This is a genomic window from Aromatoleum toluolicum (genome assembly GCF_012911005.2).
Lineage (GTDB): Bacteria > Pseudomonadota > Gammaproteobacteria > Burkholderiales > Rhodocyclaceae > Aromatoleum > Aromatoleum toluolicum.
Map to the genome: position 1 here is coordinate 1 of NZ_WTVS01000033.1, position 15,924 is coordinate 15,924.

Genomic DNA, 15,924 nt, shown 5'->3' on the forward strand with positions numbered 1-15,924 from the left:
TCGGCTGCGCCGGCGCCATTTGCGCTTGAGCACCCCTGCCATGAACGATCCCTCCATTGTTGACCCTGGAGGCAATTGTCCACGTCGATCACGTGCCCTGGAATAACGCCGGTCAGTTACCGCTTACATGGCGCTGATGGTCGGGGCCATGACGATTCACAACATCCAGCCCGGGCCGCAAGTCATGAGCAGCAACCCCGAACTGTTCTGGGGGCTGATCGCTTCGATGTGGATCGGCAACGCAATGTTGGTGGTCCTCAACCTGCCGCTCATCGGCATTTGGGTGAAACTGCTGGCAGTGCCCTACCGCTGGCTGTTCCCCGCGATCGTGCTGTTCTGCGCGATCGGGGTTTACTCGACCAACAACAATGTATTCGACATCTGGCTGGTGGGGCTGTTTGGCATCATCGGCTATGCCTTCGTCAAGCTCGGTTGCGAGCCTGCGCCGCTGCTGCTGGGCCTGATCCTCGGGCCGATGATGGAGGAAACCCTGCGCCGCTCACTGGTGCTCGCGCAAGGCGATTGGAGCGTCTTCGTCACCCGCCCCCTGTCCGCGACCTTGCTGGCGGTGGCGGTCCTGCTCCTGATCGTCGTACTGTCGCCATCGATCAAGAAGAGGCGCGAGGAAGCCTTCGTGGAGGATTGAGGAGCGGCCCCGGAAGCGGCCGCCTCGCAAACCGAATAACTCGAATCGGGGAAGAAAATGTACCAGCACCTGTTTGTACCTGTTGACGGTTCGGAGCTGTCGCACCGTGCCATGGACGGCAGTATCGCCCTTGCAAAGCAGCTGGGAGCCAGAATTACCGGCTTTGTCGTCGAGCCGGACGTTCCGTTATCCGCGACCAGCCGCAATCCCGAGACCTTTGCACGGCACCTGAGGGAGCACGAGCAGAAGAACGAAAGCCATTCCAACGCCTTGCTCGGTCAGTTCAGGGAACGCGCCGAGGCGGTAGGCGTGGCGTTCAGCGGGCTGGCGGTGACTGCCTACATGGTCGACAACGCGATCATGGAGGAGGCCGAGCGCGCCGGCTGCGACATGATCGTCATGGTCACCCATGGGCGAGGGCCGATAGGGGAGTTCCTGTTCGGCTCGCATACCCAGAAGATCGTGGCGAGGTCGAGGCTTCCGGTCCTCGTCCTGCACTGAACGAGCGCGGTCTGGCAACGAACTGAGCCTGTTGCCCCTATCCCCTTCGCCAGGGATCTTGCTCGCGTTCGCCCTCCGGTCGAAAAGCTGGCCGCGAGCCATCTAATTGCGCCGAACGAGTTGATCCTCGATTCGGCGCCCGTCAATTCCATTCATTTTTGCGCGTTGCTCATGCGCTATTCCTGTCCCGAATACCTCGGTGTGGATTGTTAATTGCTGACCCATTCGGTCGCTAGTACTCTGATTTAGCGGTTCCGTTCTTGGTGCCGATAATCAAATCACAGTGATTATCGAACTTTCGAATTGATAGCTGTAAAACCGGGGCGCGCACTAATAAATGGGAGTTCTTCGATGAGCAACGATTTCGGTATTTTGTCGTGTGGCGCGTATGTTCCGCGTCTTCGACTGCAGCGAAAGAGTATCGCGATATCCAATAGCTGGTTTTCGCCAGGCTTGCGCGGGCTCGCCCGCGGTGAGCGCGCGATGGCGAATTGGGATGAGGATGTCATTACGATGGCGGTGGAGGCGGCGCGGAGCTGCCTGCAGGGCAGAAAGCGCTCGGGCGTCGGTCAGCTGACCTTTGCTTCCACGACCTTCCCGTTCGACGACCGCCAGAATGCCGGTGTTGTCGCAAACGCATTGAACCTCAAGTCTTCCCTCGCGGTGCTGGACGCATCGGGGAGCCAGCGTGCAGGCGCATCGGCCCTCTCCGCAGCGTTCGGCTCCTCGGCAGGGAGTGATTTTCTCGTCGTTGCGAGCGAAAAGCGTCAGGCAAAGGCGGCGAGCCCGCAGGAAATGCACTACGGCGACGGCGCAGCCGCAATACTTGTCGGCCGGGGCCAGCCGATCGCGCGCCTGATCGGGTCGCATAGCGAGACGGTCGATTTCGTCGATCATTTCCGCGGCCGTGGTGCCGATTACGATTACGGGTGGGAGGAGCGGTGGATCCGCGAAGAGGGCTACCAGAAGATCGTGCCCCGCGCGATCGGTACGGCCCTCAAGTCGGCTGAGGTGAGCCCGGAATCGATCACGCACTTTTGTATGCCCTGCACGCTGTCGCGTGTCGGTGCGGCGGTCGCAAAGGCGGCGGGAATCAAGGAAGAGGCGGTGCGGGACAATCTCGCCGCGGTCTGCGGCGACACCGGTACGGCGCATTCGCTGCTGATGCTCGCGCACGCACTGGAGGACGCCAAGCCGGGTGACCGGATCCTGGTTGCGGCCTTCGGACAGGGTTGCGAGGTGCTGCTCTTCGAAGTGACCGACGCGATTTCCGAAGCCGCCGCGCGCAAGTGCGTGAGTGCGACGCTGGCGCGCCGGAAGGAAGAGTCGAATTACCAGAAATTCCTCGCGTTCAACGATACCGTCGTACTCGAGCATGGGATGCGTTCCGAGATGGACAAGATCACGACGCTCACCTCGCTCTATCGGAACCGCGACACGGTCATGGGGATGGTCGGCGGTCGCTGCCGGTGCTGCGGAACGCGCCAATTCCCGCGCGGCCGCTATTGCGTCAACCCCGAATGCAATGCGCTGGATTCGCAGGACGACCTTCCGTTCTCCGATACGCCTGCGACCGTGATGACCTATACGGCGGACTCGCTCACCTACAGCCGGAATCCGCCGCATTACTACGGCATGGTCAGGTTCGAAGGCGGCGGGCGTCTCGTGATGGATTTTGCCGACGTCGATGAAGGCAGGATGGAAGTGGGTTTGCCTATGCGAATGATGTTCCGGGTCAAGGACTACGATCATGCGCGGGGTTTTGTTCGGTATTTCTGGAAAGCTGCGCCGATCTGAGCTGAGGAGGAACAAGAAATGGCAACTGGAATTCGCGACAAGGTGGTAATCCTCGGTATGGGGTGCTCGAAGTTCGGCGAGCGCTGGGACTGCAATGCCGAAGATCTGATGGTCGAGGCCTTCGAAGAGTGTCTCAAGGATGCCGGAGTTGAAAGAAAACAGATCGAAGCGGCATGGTTCGGCACCGCAGCGGACGAGGTAAACGTCGGCAAGTCCGGCACGCCGCTGGCGGTCACGCTGCGCCTTCCGTACATCCCGGTGACCCGCGTGGAAAATTTCTGCGCAACCGGCACCGAAGCGTTTCGTGGCGCGGTGTATGCGGTGGCGTCGGGCGCTGTGGATATCGCGCTGGCCTTCGGTGTGGAAAAGCTCAAGGACACGGGTTACCCCGGTCTGCCGCAATTCACCCGTGGCACCTTCAATAACCAGTATTGGGCGAACATGACCGCGCCGGGCAACTTTGCGCAGCTGGCGTCGGCGTACTGCGCGAAGTACGGCGTCGATCCGAAGGAGCTCAAGCGCGCCATGGCGCACATCTCGGTGAAGAGCCATGCCAACGGTTCGCGTAACCCGAAGGCGCATCTCCGGAACCGCATCACCGAGGAAGACGTGCTGAACGCCCCGATGGTCGCCGAGCCGCTGGGCCTGTACGACTGCTGCGGTGTGTCGGACGGTGCGGCCTGCGCCATCGTGACCACCCCCGACATCGCCCGCGCGCTTGGAAAGAAGGACCTGGTTTCGGTCAAGGCGGTCCAGCTTGCGGTGTCCAACGGCGAGGAAGCGTACTTCGACAAGTGGGACGGTTCCTACGTGGCGACGACGCGCGCGGCGGCAAAGCGCGCCTACCGCGAAGCGGGCATCGACGATCCGCGATCGCAGCTCTCGCTCATCGATGTGCACGACTGCTTCTCGGTGACCGAGCTCGTGACGATGGAGGATCTCGGCATCTCCCAGGACGGCAAGGCCATCGGTGACGTGCTGGACGGCTTTTACGACGCGGACGGCGGCATTCCGTGCCAGATCGACGGCGGCCTGAAGTGCTTCGGGCATCCGGTCGGGGCGTCGGGCCTGCGGATGCTGTACGAGATGAATCTGCAGATCAGCGGGCGTGCGGGCGAGCGGCAACTGTCCAATCCTGTCCTCGGCCTCACGCACAACCTGGGCGGCTGGCCGAGCCAGAACGTGTCGGCGGTGACCATCGTCGGTGCCTATGGCGCCTGATTGACGTGTCCTCCTGTGATCGTGAGCGCCGCATTCCGGAGACCGGTGACGCGCTTTCGGTCGCAGGAGGATATGTTCTTGCGGTTTCAACCTTGCAGGTGTTTCGCCCATTAAGCGGCTATTCCAACCGGGAATACGTCGGGGCGCCGAATTGATTGCTGGGCCTTTTGGCGGGGGATAAGGTTTTGGCACCGGTGCCCCTTATCCGACCGGCAATCGAGGCACTTCAATTGGCAAGGCGGGACATCGCATGGACCTACGTGATCTGCAGTACCTCATCGCAATTGCGGAAGCGGGCAGCCTCGTGCGGGCGGCGGAATTGCTGGGGACCACTCAGCCGACGCTGTCGAAGGCCGTGACCCGGCTCGAACGGCTGTTTCGCGTCAAATTGATCGAACGCCTTGCCCGCGGTGTGCGGCTTACCTCGTATGGTGAAGCGGTCGTGGGCAGGATGGGGAGTATCGACGTCGGCGTCCGCGACATGTTTGCCGAGCTGAGGGATCTGCGCCAGGGAAAGACGGGGCAGATCACCTTCGGGGTGGGGACGGGAATTCCTCCGGCATTCGTGGCGACGGCGATCAAGCCGCTGTCGCTCAGCAACGATATTACTTTCACGATCGTCGGTGGCCAGGCGGACGCCTTGTTGCGCTCGGTGCGCGCGGGCGATATCGAATTTGCGGTCACCATCGCGCCCGCATCGAAAGGGAACCTCGTGTGGCAAAAGCTGTTCGATGACCCGATGGTCCCGATCGCTCACAAGAACCATCCGCTTCTCCAGGCTCGGAATGTGAACTGGGAGGATCTCGCCGCGGCCCGATGGATCGTTCCCGTCGAAGGGACGACCACGCGCGAATGGTTCGAAAATCAGTTCCGCAAACGCGAACTGGTGCCTCCCGTTCCCGCCATCGCCCTAGATTCGGTGGCTGGCTGGGCCGGACTCGGGCCAACGCTCGATCTGCTCGCGCTGCTGCCTGCGTCGAGTGTCAATTATCTGCCCGTGGCCGCGCTGGGCTCCATTGTCGGTACGCCGGACGATTGGCGGTCCGAAAGGGCGGTCGGCGTCGTTCACCGAAGTGGTGGATATCTCAGCGCAGCGGCTAAACGCCTGATCGAAAGTCTCTCGAAAGTGGCCGAACGCATGGGCCGCAGCGACTGACGACAGGTCCAGGCCTGGCGACCTGCCAATCATTTTCCGGCTTCCCGATTAACGAATCTTTCGTGGGATCCCCCGTTCGCCACGATTCATTTTTCCCTCATTTTAATGATATGCCCGTCGTGAATACGTTCCTGCGGCGATTAAGTGGCTGGTGAAAATCGCGTGGGGTATCGTCAATCACACGTAGGCCAACACAAGCGCAGTCGATTCCAATTGCGAAAATCAGGATTTCGGCTGTCTTTGAAATTGACTGCGAAATTGCCAGACATGCGAATGGGCTTGGCAAAGGTGAAGGTTGTCGTGAAACGACCGGACTCATACCTCTAGGATCAATTCCATGGACCTCAATTACTCTGACGAAGAACTCGTGTTTCGAGACGAGATCCGCAGCTGGCTGGCGGCGAATCTTCCCCAGGACCTCCGCGAGAAGGTCGAAACCTACGCCGAGCTGACCCGCGATGATCTGATGCGCTGGCACCGCATCCTCGCCCAAAAAGGATGGGTGGCGCCCTCGTGGCAGAAGGAATGGGGCGGTACGGATTGGACGCCCGTGCAGCGCAATATCTTCGAGGAGGAGTGCGGCTTTGCCAGTGCGCCGCCGCTGATGCTGTTCGGCCTGCACATGTGCGGCCCGGTGCTGCAGCGATTCGGTACCCAGGCTCAAAAGGAACGTTTCCTGCCGCGCATCTACAACGGCGACGATTTCTGGTGCCAGGGGTATTCCGAGCCGGGCTCGGGTTCGGACCTGGCCTCCTTGAAGACGCGGGCGGAACGACAGGGCGATCACTACGTAGTGAATGGCCAGAAGATCTGGACGACGCTGGCCCATTACGCCGACTGGATTTTCTGCCTGGTCCGTGCGGATCCGAGCACCGACAAGAAGCAGGATGGAATCTCCTTCCTTCTCATCGACATGAAGACGCCCGGAATTACCGTGCGGCCTTTGATGCTGATGGACGGGGTGCGCCACGTCAATGAGGTCTTCTTCGACGATGTGAAGGTGCCCGTAGAGAACCTCGTGCACGAGGAGGGCAAGGGCTGGACGGTCGCGAAATACCTGCTCGGGCACGAGCGGATGAGCGCCGGACGGACCGGGGTCTCCAAGCGCGAGCTCGCGAAACTGAAGGAACTGGCGGCTTCCCAGCCCGGGAACGACGGCAAGGCGATCATCGAAGATCCGCATTTCCGGGCCAAGCTCACGCGCCTCGAAGTCGAACTTATGGCGCTCGAGATCACCAACCTGCGTTTCCTCGACGAAATGCGCCGCACCGGCCAGCCGCCGGGGGCGGATGTCTCGATGCTCAAGATCAAGGGCACCGAAATTCAGCAGACGCTCACCGAGCTGATGATGCGCGCGGCCGATCCCGCGGATCTGGAGAAGTACGAAGTCCTTGCCCGGCGCTATTTCAACATGCGCAAGACGACGATCTACGGCGGATCGAACGAAGTGCAGCGCAACATCATCGCGAAAATGACTTTTGGACTGTGAGGTAGGTATGAACTTCGAGAGCAATGAGGAGCAGCGGCTGCTCACAGATTCGGTGCGGCGTTTCATCGACAAGGATTACGATTTCGAGAAACGACGCAAGATCATCGCCTCGCCCGAGGGCTGGGATTCCAATGCCTGGGCAGCGCTCGCGGAAATGGGAGTGACGGCGCTGGCATTGCCTGCCGAGTACGATGGCTTCGACGGCGGCGCGGTCGATCTGATGGGCATCATGGAGGCCTTCGGCGCGGGGCTGGTCGTCGAACCCTTCCTGCCGACGGTGCTCGCCGGTCGTCTCGTCATGGCGGCGGGCAGCGAGGCGCAGAGAAGGGCGATCCTGCCGCGCGTCGCCAGTGGCGAACTTCGCCTGGCATTCGCGCATCTCGAGCGCGGCGCTCGTTTCGACCTCTCGCGCGTCGGCGCGGAAGCGAAACGCACCGGGGACGCTTGGACGATCTCGGGCGAAAAACGCGCGGTGGTCGGCGCCCCGGTGGCCGGGAAGCTCGTGGTTTCCGCGCGCACGCCGAGCGGACTCGGCTTGTTCCTGATCGACACGCAAGACGCCGAATTGAAGCGCCACGCCACGGTCGACGGCATGCGTGTCGCCGATGTCCTGCTCTTCAACGCGAAGGCGGAACTCCTGGGCGACGGGGCCGCGACCCTGGCGAAGATCGAGGAAGTGAATGACTTCGGCACCGCGCTGGTGTGCGCCGAGGCGGTCGGGGCGATGAAGTACGCGTGCGACACGACGCTCGACTACCTGAAGACCCGCAAGCAGTTCGGCGTGACGATCGGCTCTTTCCAGGCGCTGCAGCACCGCATGGTCGACATGTATATCGCCAGCGAGCTGTCGCGGTCGATGACCTGCCTCGCGTGCTCGAAAGTCGATGCGACGGGGGACGCGAAAGAAAGGGCGCACGCCGTTTCCGCCGCGAAGATCAAGATTTCCGACAGCGCGCGCCTGATCAGCCAGGAAGCCGTGCAGCTGCATGGCGGCATGGGCATGACCGAGGAACTGAAGGTGTCGCACACCTTCCGGCGCCTGACCGTCATCGCGGAGCAATTCGGTGACGAGGACTATCACCTGACGCGGTTCGGGGCGCTGTAAGAAGCGTACGCGCCGTGCAGCGGGCAAGTCGGATGCGGCGGTCCGGAGCGTAGTGTCCGGACCGGCCGCCGAAAGTCGGGCGCTCTTGACCGACAAAAACATGGAGACAAGGTAATGTCGAAGATGCTGGAAGGAAAGGTGGTGGTGGTGACGGGCGCAGGGGGCGGCATCGGCCGCGACTTCGCGCTGGCGATGGCGGCGAACGGCGCGCGCGTCGTCGTGAACGACATCGGGGCCTCGGTCGCGGGCGAAGGCAACGACGCCGGTCCGGCGCAGAAGGTGGTCGACGAGATCAAGGCGAAAGGCGGGTCGGCCGTCGCCAACACCGACAGCGTCGCGGACTGGGATTCGGCGCAACGGATCGTGCAGTGTGCGATGGACACGTTCGGCCAGGTCGACGTTGTCGTCAATAATGCCGGCATCCTGCGTGACCGCTTCTTCTTCAACATGTCGATCGAGGAGTGGAAGGCGGTCATCGACGTCCATCTCAACGGATCGTTCTATGTGGCGCGCGCGGCGGCGCCCCATTTCAAGAACCAGGGTTCCGGCCGCTACATTCACATGACGTCCACGTCGGGGCTGATCGGCCAGACCGGCCAGGCCAACTACTCCGCGGCCAAGCTCGGGGTGACGGCGCTGTCGCGCTCCATCGCGCTCGACATGGCGAAGTTCAATGTGACGTCGAACTGCATCGCCCCGTTCGCATGGAGCCGCATGGCGGGCACGATTCCGTCGGAAACGCCCGAACAGCAGGCGCGCCTCGAGAAGTTCAAGACGATGGAAACCGGCAAGATCGCGCCGCTGGCGGTCTATCTTGCGAGTGATGGCGCCGCGGGTGTCAGTGGCCAGATCTTCTGCGTGCGCTCCAACGAGCTGTTCCTGATGTCGCAGAGCCGTCCGCTCCGTTCGGTTCATCATGCCGAAGGGTGGACGCCGCAGAGCATTGCGGAGATCGCGCTGCCGGCACTGAAGCCGAATCTCTACCCGCTGGAGCGGACGCCGGACGTCTTCAGCTGGGATCCGATTTAAGCGACGCAGGAGACCTGCTACCGTGGCAAGGCCCGGTAGCAGGAGTCGTTGTTCACTTGATCTGAGGTGAGTCGAAATGGCATTACGTGCGCGTAGATTGGCGATGCTGGGCCTGGGTTCCGCGTTGCTCCTGGGATTGATCGTGCCGCGGGCGGCACAGGCGGAGGATGTCTGGCCTTCGCGCCAGATCACGATGATTACACCCTCGTCGGCGGGTTCGGGGCCGGACGCGCTGGCGCGCGCGATGGCCCAGCGTTTGTCCGAGGCGCTGAAGCAGCCGGTCATCGTCGATAACCGTCCGGGCGCGAGTGGCGTCATCGCGATCAATGCAGTGTCCAAGGCGAAGAATGACGGCTACACGCTGTTGTATACGAGTGCATCGGCGGCCGTCGTGTGGCCCGCAGTCGGAAAATCCGTGCCGTATGACGTCATGCGCGATCTCACTCCGGTGGCGCAGACCGCTGCGGGGGGCGTACTGCTGCTCGTGAACAGCGAAGTGCCGGCGAAGAATCTGCAGGAACTGATCGAGCTGGTGAAGGCCAATCCGGGCAAGTTCAGTTACGGCACCTGGGCGACGGGGTCGTCGGGGCATCTGATGATGGAATGGCTCAAGGGACGGACCGGGATGAAGATGACCCACGTGCCGTACCGGACGACAACCCAGATGCTCACGGAACTGTCGTCGGGCGTGCTCAAGATCGGCTGGGCCGATCCCAGCGCGCCGGTGCCCTTCCTGCGCACGGGCAAGATTCGGGGCATCGTGATCTCCGGTAACACCCGTGCGCCGCAGGTTCCGGATATCCCGACGCTGGACGAAGCGGGGCATAAGTTCAATGCGCTGGGGTGGTTCGGCATCTTCGCGCCCGCGGGAACGAATCCGGCGGTCGTCAAACGGCTCTCCGACGAGGTGAACAGGATTCAGGGGTCTTCGGACATGGGCGGCTTGATGGCGAACCTGAACTTCGAGGCTCCGCCGAAGAAATCTCCGGAGCAGTTCCGCGAAATCGTGCAGAACGACCTCACGACATGGAAGAAGATCGCGACGGACTCTAACATCAGCGTCGAAAACTGAGTTGAGGTGACGTGCGCGAGCCCTGCCCAGGTGGGCAGGGCTCGCGACTTTGTGCCACTGCCCGTCCGGAGAACAATCGTGGATAAGGTCGAAGCGCTTCCCTCGGAGCGCGACGCCGCACCAGCGTGCGGAAAGGCGTCTTCTCGCCTGAGCGAGGAAAACCGCCGGTTTCAGGGAACGGGAGGGCGAAGCCAGGAGAACCGTTCCCTCGGCTTTCGTCCGGCCTTCTTCGACGGCATCACGGGCATCATCTACGCATCCCGCTTTTCAAATGGAATGGACGCCCCGTTCCATCTCCTCGATGGTCTGCCTGATGAGGTGGTCATGCGGCGTCATGCTTCCGGGCAGGTTGCCGAGGTCAAGACCTCGCTCGTCTCGGGCTTCCTGAGAGACGGCCTCTTTTATACCCGGGAGCAGGCGGCCGCGTTTGTTGCCGGCGCCTGAAGAAATTCGATCGAACATCGGCTGCCGGGCCATGAATTGGCACCGGCAGCGGCCTTCAGTTGAGCCCCTCAGAGCTCATTGACGAGCGCGGGGATGGCCTCGAACAGATCGGCCTCGAGTCCATAGTCGGCAATGCCGAAAATCGGCGCTTCAGGATCCTTGTTGATGGCCACGATGATCCTGGAGTCCTTCATGCCTGCCAGATGCTGGATCGCGCCGCTGATCCCGCATGCGATGTAGAGCTCGGGCGCGACGATCTTGCCCGTCTGGCCGATCTGCAGGTCGTTCGGCGCGTAGCCGGAATCCACGGCTGCGCGGCTGGCACCGATCGCCGCGCCCAGCTTGTCGGCCAGCGGGGTCAGCACTTCGGAGAAGCGCTCGCTCGAGCCCAGCGCCCGTCCGCCTGACACCACGATCTTTGCCGCCGTCAGTTCGGGACGATCGCTCTTGGTGATCTGGCGTTCGACGAACGAGCTCTTGCCGTAATCGGCAACGGCGCCGATCGTCTCGATGGGGGCATCGCCGCCGGACTCTGCCGCCTGGAAGCCGGTGATACGGACCGTGAGGACCTTCACGGCGTCCTCGCTCTGGACGACGGCGACGGCGTTTCCGGCGTAGATCGTGCGCTCGAACGTGTCGGCCGCGTGGACCGCCGTGATGTCGCTGACCTGCGCGACGTCGAGGAGGGCGGCAACCCGCGGGGCGATGTTTTTCCCCCAGGCCGTAGCAGGGAACAGGATGTGGCTGTAGGTCGATGCGATTTTCGTGACCTGGTTTGCCACGTTTTCCGCCAATCCACTTGCGAAAGCGGAGCTGTCGGCGTGAAGAACCTTGCTGACGCCGCTTACCCTCGCCGCGAGTTGTGCGACGGCGGACGCGTCCGCGCCCGCCACCAGCACGTGTACGTCGCCGCCACATTGCGTTGCCGCGGTGATGGTGTTGAGGGTCGCTCCCTTGAGCGTCTGGTTGTCGTGTTCGGCAATGACGAGTGTGCTCATGTCGTGATCCTCAGATGACCTTGGCTTCGTTGCGCAGCTTCGCCACCAGCGTCGCCACGTCGGGTACCTTGATGCCGGCCGAGCGCTTTGCAGGCTCGCCGACCTTGAGCGTCCGCAGACGCGGCGTTACATCCACGCCGAGATCGGCGGGTGTCGTGACATCGAGCGGCTTCTTCTTCGCTTTCATGATGTTCGGCAGCGTCACGTATCGCGGTTCGTTCAGGCGCAAGTCGGTCGTCACGAGTGCGGGCAGGGTGAGCTTCAGCGTTTCGAGCCCGCCGTCGATTTCGCGCGTCACCAGCGCCGCCCCGTCGGTCAGCCGCAGCTTGGACGCGTAGGTGGCTTGCGGCAGGTCGGCCAGGGCCGCCAGCATCTGGCCGGTCTGGTTGCAGTCGTCGTCGATGGCCTGCTTGCCCAGGATGATCAGGTCTGGCCGTTCGTCATGAACGACACGGTTGAGGAGTTTCGCGACGGCCAGGGGCTGCAGTTCGGCGTCGGTCTCGACCAGGATGGCGCGGTCGGCGCCGATCGCAAGGGCGGTGCGCAAGGTTTCCTGGCACTGGCCGGTGCCGCAGGAAACGACGAGCACTTCCGTCGCCGCACCTCGCTCCTTCTGCCGCACGGCTTCTTCGACGGCGATTTCGTCGAAGGGATTCATGCTCATCTTGACGTTCGCGGTTTCTACCCCGGACCCGTCTCCCTTCACGGAAATCTTCACGTTGTAGTCGACAACGCGTTTTACAGCGACAAGTACTTTCATGAGATTCACTCGAAAAAAAAGGGCGGTCTGGACGCAACAATTCGAACCTGCGTCCGAATTCCATGCGCCTTGAACCGCCCTGTTGGACTAGATGATGCCCTTCGCGCGCAGACGGTCCTGCTCCTTCGGGGAAAGGTCCAGCAGCTCGCCGTAGATTTCCGCGTTGTTCTGTCCCAGCGCGCCGCCTGTCGACCGCACGCTGCCGGGATCCCTGGCAAATCGCGGAACGACGTCCTGCATGCGTACGCTGCCGAAATCGGCGTCGGGCACGGAGGTGATCGCCTTGCGGGCCTGCATCTGCGGATCGGCGAAGATCTGGTCTACGGAATAGACCGGCGCGATCGTGCCCTGCGCGTTCTGGAAGGCTGAAAGAACCTCGTCAAGAGTGTGCTTCGCACACCACGCGGCGAAGATCTCGACCAGCTCCTTCCGGTGCTCGACACGCGAGCCATTCGTGGCAAAACGCGGATCGTCGATCAGGTCGGGGCGTCCGATCGCACGGCAGTTGTTTGCAAAAAGCGGCCCGGTCGATCCGGCAAGCGACACCCAACGATTGTCCCGGCAGGGAAACACCGCTGACGGCGCCGAGAACTGATTGGAGTTGCCCTCTCGCTCCTGAATATTCCCGAGCTGGTCGTACTTGATCGCGAGGTTATCGACGAGCTTGAAGGTCGCTTCGGTCAGGGAGAGGTCGATCTCCTCGCCGGGTGCCTCGGGATCGCGTGCGCGCTTCCAGCACGCCGCCAGCACGCCGAGGGCACCGAAAAGGCCCCCGACCGCATCGCCGATCGGGTACCCGGCATGCATCGGTTCGCCGTCGGGTTCGCCCGTGATGTGCGCCAGTCCGCCCATCGCCTCGAAGATGCGTGCGAACCCGGGGCGATCGCGATACGGCCCGGACTGACCGAAACCCGTAGCGCGCAGGATCACGAGGCGCGGTTGTACCGCCCACATGGCTTCCGCGGTCAGGCCCCAGCGGTCGAGCGTGCCGGGCCGGAAGTTCTCGATGAGAACGTCGAAATGCGGCAGCAGCTTCAGGAAGACTTCGACGCCTTCGGCTTGGCGAAGATCGAGGGAGATGAATTTCTTGTTGCGGTTGATCACTTTCCACCAAAGCGGCCTGCCGTCCTTGAAGGGGGGGAGGTTGCGTGCGCCATCCCCTTCGCCCGGCAATTCGACTTTGAGTACTTCGGCCCCGTAATCGCCGAGCAATGCGGCGGCGGTCGGGGCGGCGATGATGGTTGCGATGTCGAGGACACGCAAACCTGCAAGAGGTCCGCTCATCAGTTTGTCTCCATTTTGCGAGGTTCAGTTCGAATTTCCGGCCCGCTCGGAATGGACACGGTCCTGCAATTCGGTAATCGATAACGACAGCGGATATAACTGCCGTATTTATCGCAAAAACACAGTAGCGCGCTGAATTGGGTGTCGCAATCAAGTTGTTGCGGCGTCGTATTCCGCAATGGAATAGCGTCGGCCGGGGTTTGCGCGGTCCGCTTCAGGAATAAGAAAAGGCGCGGCAGATGCCGCGCCCCGCAATTTGTCCGAGGTCGAATGAGCTAGAACTTCATCCCGATGTTCATCGAAAGGTAACTCCTGTCCTTCAAGGTGTTGTAGTCACCGCCGTCATGGTTCGTCAGCGAAATGGCGGCGAAATAGCGCTTGAGATATTCGACGTCGAGACCGAGCACCGTCGTCGTAGCGCCCTCGCTGAAGAGGCCGTCGTAGGACCAGCCGCGCAACCCCTTCGTGTAGGAGAACCTGCCGCGCAGATTGAGGCCGTCGATGCCGACATTGGCGTACATCAGCGAACCGGCGATCGTCGCGCCGATTGCCTCCTTGCTCACGTAGCCGTTGGTCGTGCACTGCAATTCGGGAAGGTTGCTCGTGCTGGTGACGGTGCAAACGCCTTTCACAAAGCCTCGTCCTGCCTGTGTCATCCGGCCGTAACGGCGAACCGAGACGTCGGGAAGATCGTTCACCCATTTCCCGGCGACCTCGATCGCGATGCTGCCGCCTGCGGCGCCGGCGATACGAAGATCGTTCTTCGCAACGTTGATGCTCAGTTGGGAAACCTCTCGCGAATCCCATGCGTGCCAGGCTTGCCCGGGCGCGGTATTGAGCCAGTCCTTGTAGAGCAGGTGGGCGGAAGGGGACGCGACCGTTGCATTGAAGGGGCCCAGCGCATCGGGCGCGTTGAGCATGATCGGCTGATTCGGCCGATACGTACCTTCGGTGCCCAGCGTTATCCCCGTCGAGTCGAACCGGGTAAGGGTGCTGAAGCCGAATGTCCGTACGTCTTCAGGATATTCCATGCGGTATTTCGTATTGTTTTTCGGGTCGCTTCCGATGACCGGATTCGTGCCCGTGCCGGCGCCGGGCCGCGTGGACTTGATGAGGTCGATGACCGGCGTCCTGGAATTGTTCTGGAAATAATAGATGCCGGCCCGGGTGTTCAATGCCGTGAGATCGTATCGGAGGGACAAGCCGAATTGACCCGCCACGTCTTCGTGCGGGTCGGATACGCGTGCCACGTAATTGCCCGTGGCAGCCCGTTGCGTGTCAGTTCCCGCTGCACCGCCGCTCATGAGCCGATCACAGCCCGGCTGCATGTAGTCGTTGAGCGAAAGGAAGGTGCCGCACGGATGAACGACGGAATGGGCGTTCGCCAGCTGAACAAATCCTTCGAAGGCGAGTTCCTTCGTGAGATTGGCCGTGGCCTGGGCCGCCGGAATCGGTACCAGGACTTCTTCAGGAAGCGCACCGGGCCGAAACGCGGCAGGGGCATCGACGGGATTGATGGCCTTCAGGCCTCCGCCGATCAGGGAGGCGCGTCCCCAGTCGAAATTCTGTCCTCCCACCTTCCAGCTGACCGGTGTGTCACGGAGCGAAGTCTTTCCGAATAGGTAAGCGCTTTGTACGGCCACGCCCGAGAATTTCGCCCGATGGGTGAAAGTGCTGTCGCTCAGCGGCGTGCCATGAACGTAGTTGTTGGGATCGTTGCCCCATCGCACGGAATCGTTTTCGAGCGCGAAGTCATTCCACGCCTTGAGCGCCAGAAAACCGCCCCATTGCCCGAGATCGACATTCACGCTCCCGTAGGCCTTCAGAACGCGAGAGACGATGGCATTCTTCCCGTAGTTCAAATTGCCGTCGTCGGTGCTTTGACTGCTGGCGTTCTTGCCTCCCAGGGAATTTCCGGATTTCACCCCGATTGAATTGGCATTGATATAGGGCACGAGCGTCGGTTCGACGTCGTCGGTACGTTGCGCAATTCCGTAGGTCACGGTTGCGTTCGTGGTGATTTTGACCGGGCTGTTGTCGGGACTTTGGGCAAATGCCGGTGCCGCGGCGCCGACGGCGCCGAGTGCAACAATGCAATGAATGGTCCCGTTCCAGCGGTGCGCACTGCGTTTCATGATGTCTCCTTCCTTGTTTTGCTCTCTTGGCAATTTGGTTTGCGATCATGTGCGCGCAGCCCGCAATGAATCCGTTGGCATGAAACGCCGGACGGAGATTGCCCATATGATGCGCAACTGGATGTAACACTAGACCGGTTGCGATTGCCGAGACATCAAATCCGCGAGCGGAGCTATTCTTTGTTTGGATACCTTCGATCGTTTCTGGGGTGGGAGCCTTACTGCCGATCGCGGAGATCCGCAGTATTACTTTTTGGAATAGATTGCCGTAAAAATCGGATTGCTCG

14 protein-coding genes are annotated in these 15,924 nt (G+C 61.8%); 10 read left to right on the top strand and 4 right to left on the bottom strand.

The genetic code is table 11. From position 1 onward, the window contains the following. The first annotated feature begins 127 nt into the window (after positions 1-127). The 10 genes from GPA27_RS15780 (at position 128) to GPA27_RS15825 (ending at position 10,460) form a co-directional block, all read left to right on the top strand. Positions 128-646, top strand: coding sequence for a tripartite tricarboxylate transporter permease (locus tag GPA27_RS15780; RefSeq protein WP_246261162.1), 519 nt, complete (start codon positions 128-130; stop codon positions 644-646). A gap of 57 nt (positions 647-703) precedes the next feature. Then, a complete protein-coding gene (locus GPA27_RS15785; RefSeq protein WP_169141523.1) occupies positions 704-1,147 on the top strand; it encodes a universal stress protein in 444 nt (147 codons plus the stop codon). Between the two features lie 351 nt (positions 1,148-1,498). After that, a complete protein-coding gene (locus GPA27_RS15790) occupies positions 1,499-2,944 on the top strand; it encodes a hydroxymethylglutaryl-CoA synthase family protein (protein ID WP_169141524.1) in 1,446 nt (481 codons plus the stop codon). Positions 2,945-2,962: 18 nt separating this feature from the next. Then, positions 2,963-4,165: an acetyl-CoA acetyltransferase gene (locus GPA27_RS15795; protein WP_169141525.1), complete on the top strand. Its 1,203-nt coding sequence runs from the start codon at positions 2,963-2,965 to the stop codon at positions 4,163-4,165. A gap of 250 nt (positions 4,166-4,415) precedes the next feature. Next, on the top strand, positions 4,416-5,321 hold the full coding sequence (locus GPA27_RS15800; protein WP_169141526.1) for a LysR family transcriptional regulator: 906 nt from the start codon (positions 4,416-4,418) through the stop codon (positions 5,319-5,321). A gap of 337 nt (positions 5,322-5,658) precedes the next feature. Further along, complete coding sequence (locus GPA27_RS15805; RefSeq protein ID WP_169141527.1) at positions 5,659-6,810, top strand: acyl-CoA dehydrogenase family protein; 1,152 nt, start codon at positions 5,659-5,661, stop codon at positions 6,808-6,810. 7 nt (positions 6,811-6,817) lie between these two features. Next, positions 6,818-7,915, top strand: a complete 1,098-nt coding sequence (locus GPA27_RS15810) for an acyl-CoA dehydrogenase family protein (RefSeq protein WP_169141528.1) — start codon at positions 6,818-6,820, stop codon at positions 7,913-7,915. A gap of 114 nt (positions 7,916-8,029) precedes the next feature. Next, the gene (locus GPA27_RS15815) at positions 8,030-8,944 is read left to right on the top strand and encodes an SDR family NAD(P)-dependent oxidoreductase (RefSeq protein ID WP_211165033.1); all 915 of its coding nucleotides are present in this window, start codon (positions 8,030-8,032) and stop codon (positions 8,942-8,944) included. A 76-nt stretch (positions 8,945-9,020) separates the two neighbouring features. Beyond that, positions 9,021-10,016 (top strand): Bug family tripartite tricarboxylate transporter substrate binding protein, encoded by a 996-nt coding sequence (locus GPA27_RS15820; protein WP_169141529.1) that lies wholly within the window; start codon positions 9,021-9,023, stop codon positions 10,014-10,016. Between the two features lie 78 nt (positions 10,017-10,094). Next, positions 10,095-10,460, top strand: a complete 366-nt coding sequence (locus tag GPA27_RS15825) for a hypothetical protein (protein ID WP_256222982.1) — start codon at positions 10,095-10,097, stop codon at positions 10,458-10,460. Between the two features lie 68 nt (positions 10,461-10,528). On the opposite strand, the gene GPA27_RS15830 is transcribed toward GPA27_RS15825, so the two are convergent. The 4 genes from GPA27_RS15830 to GPA27_RS15845 all read right to left on the bottom strand — a co-directional run bounded on the left by GPA27_RS15830 (position 10,529) and on the right by GPA27_RS15845 (position 15,637). Beyond that, entirely contained in the window at positions 10,529-11,458 is a 930-nt protein-coding gene (locus GPA27_RS15830; protein ID WP_169141530.1) for an electron transfer flavoprotein subunit alpha/FixB family protein, read from the bottom strand. A 10-nt stretch (positions 11,459-11,468) separates the two neighbouring features. Next, the gene (locus GPA27_RS15835; protein WP_169141531.1) at positions 11,469-12,218 is read right to left on the bottom strand and encodes an electron transfer flavoprotein subunit beta/FixA family protein; all 750 of its coding nucleotides are present in this window, start codon (positions 12,216-12,218) and stop codon (positions 11,469-11,471) included. Positions 12,219-12,305: 87 nt separating this feature from the next. Continuing rightward, the gene (locus tag GPA27_RS15840) at positions 12,306-13,502 is read right to left on the bottom strand and encodes a CaiB/BaiF CoA transferase family protein (protein WP_169141532.1); all 1,197 of its coding nucleotides are present in this window, start codon (positions 13,500-13,502) and stop codon (positions 12,306-12,308) included. 275 nt (positions 13,503-13,777) lie between these two features. Next, a complete protein-coding gene (locus GPA27_RS15845) occupies positions 13,778-15,637 on the bottom strand; it encodes a DUF1302 domain-containing protein (RefSeq protein WP_169141533.1) in 1,860 nt (619 codons plus the stop codon). Positions 15,638-15,924 lie beyond the last annotated feature (287 nt).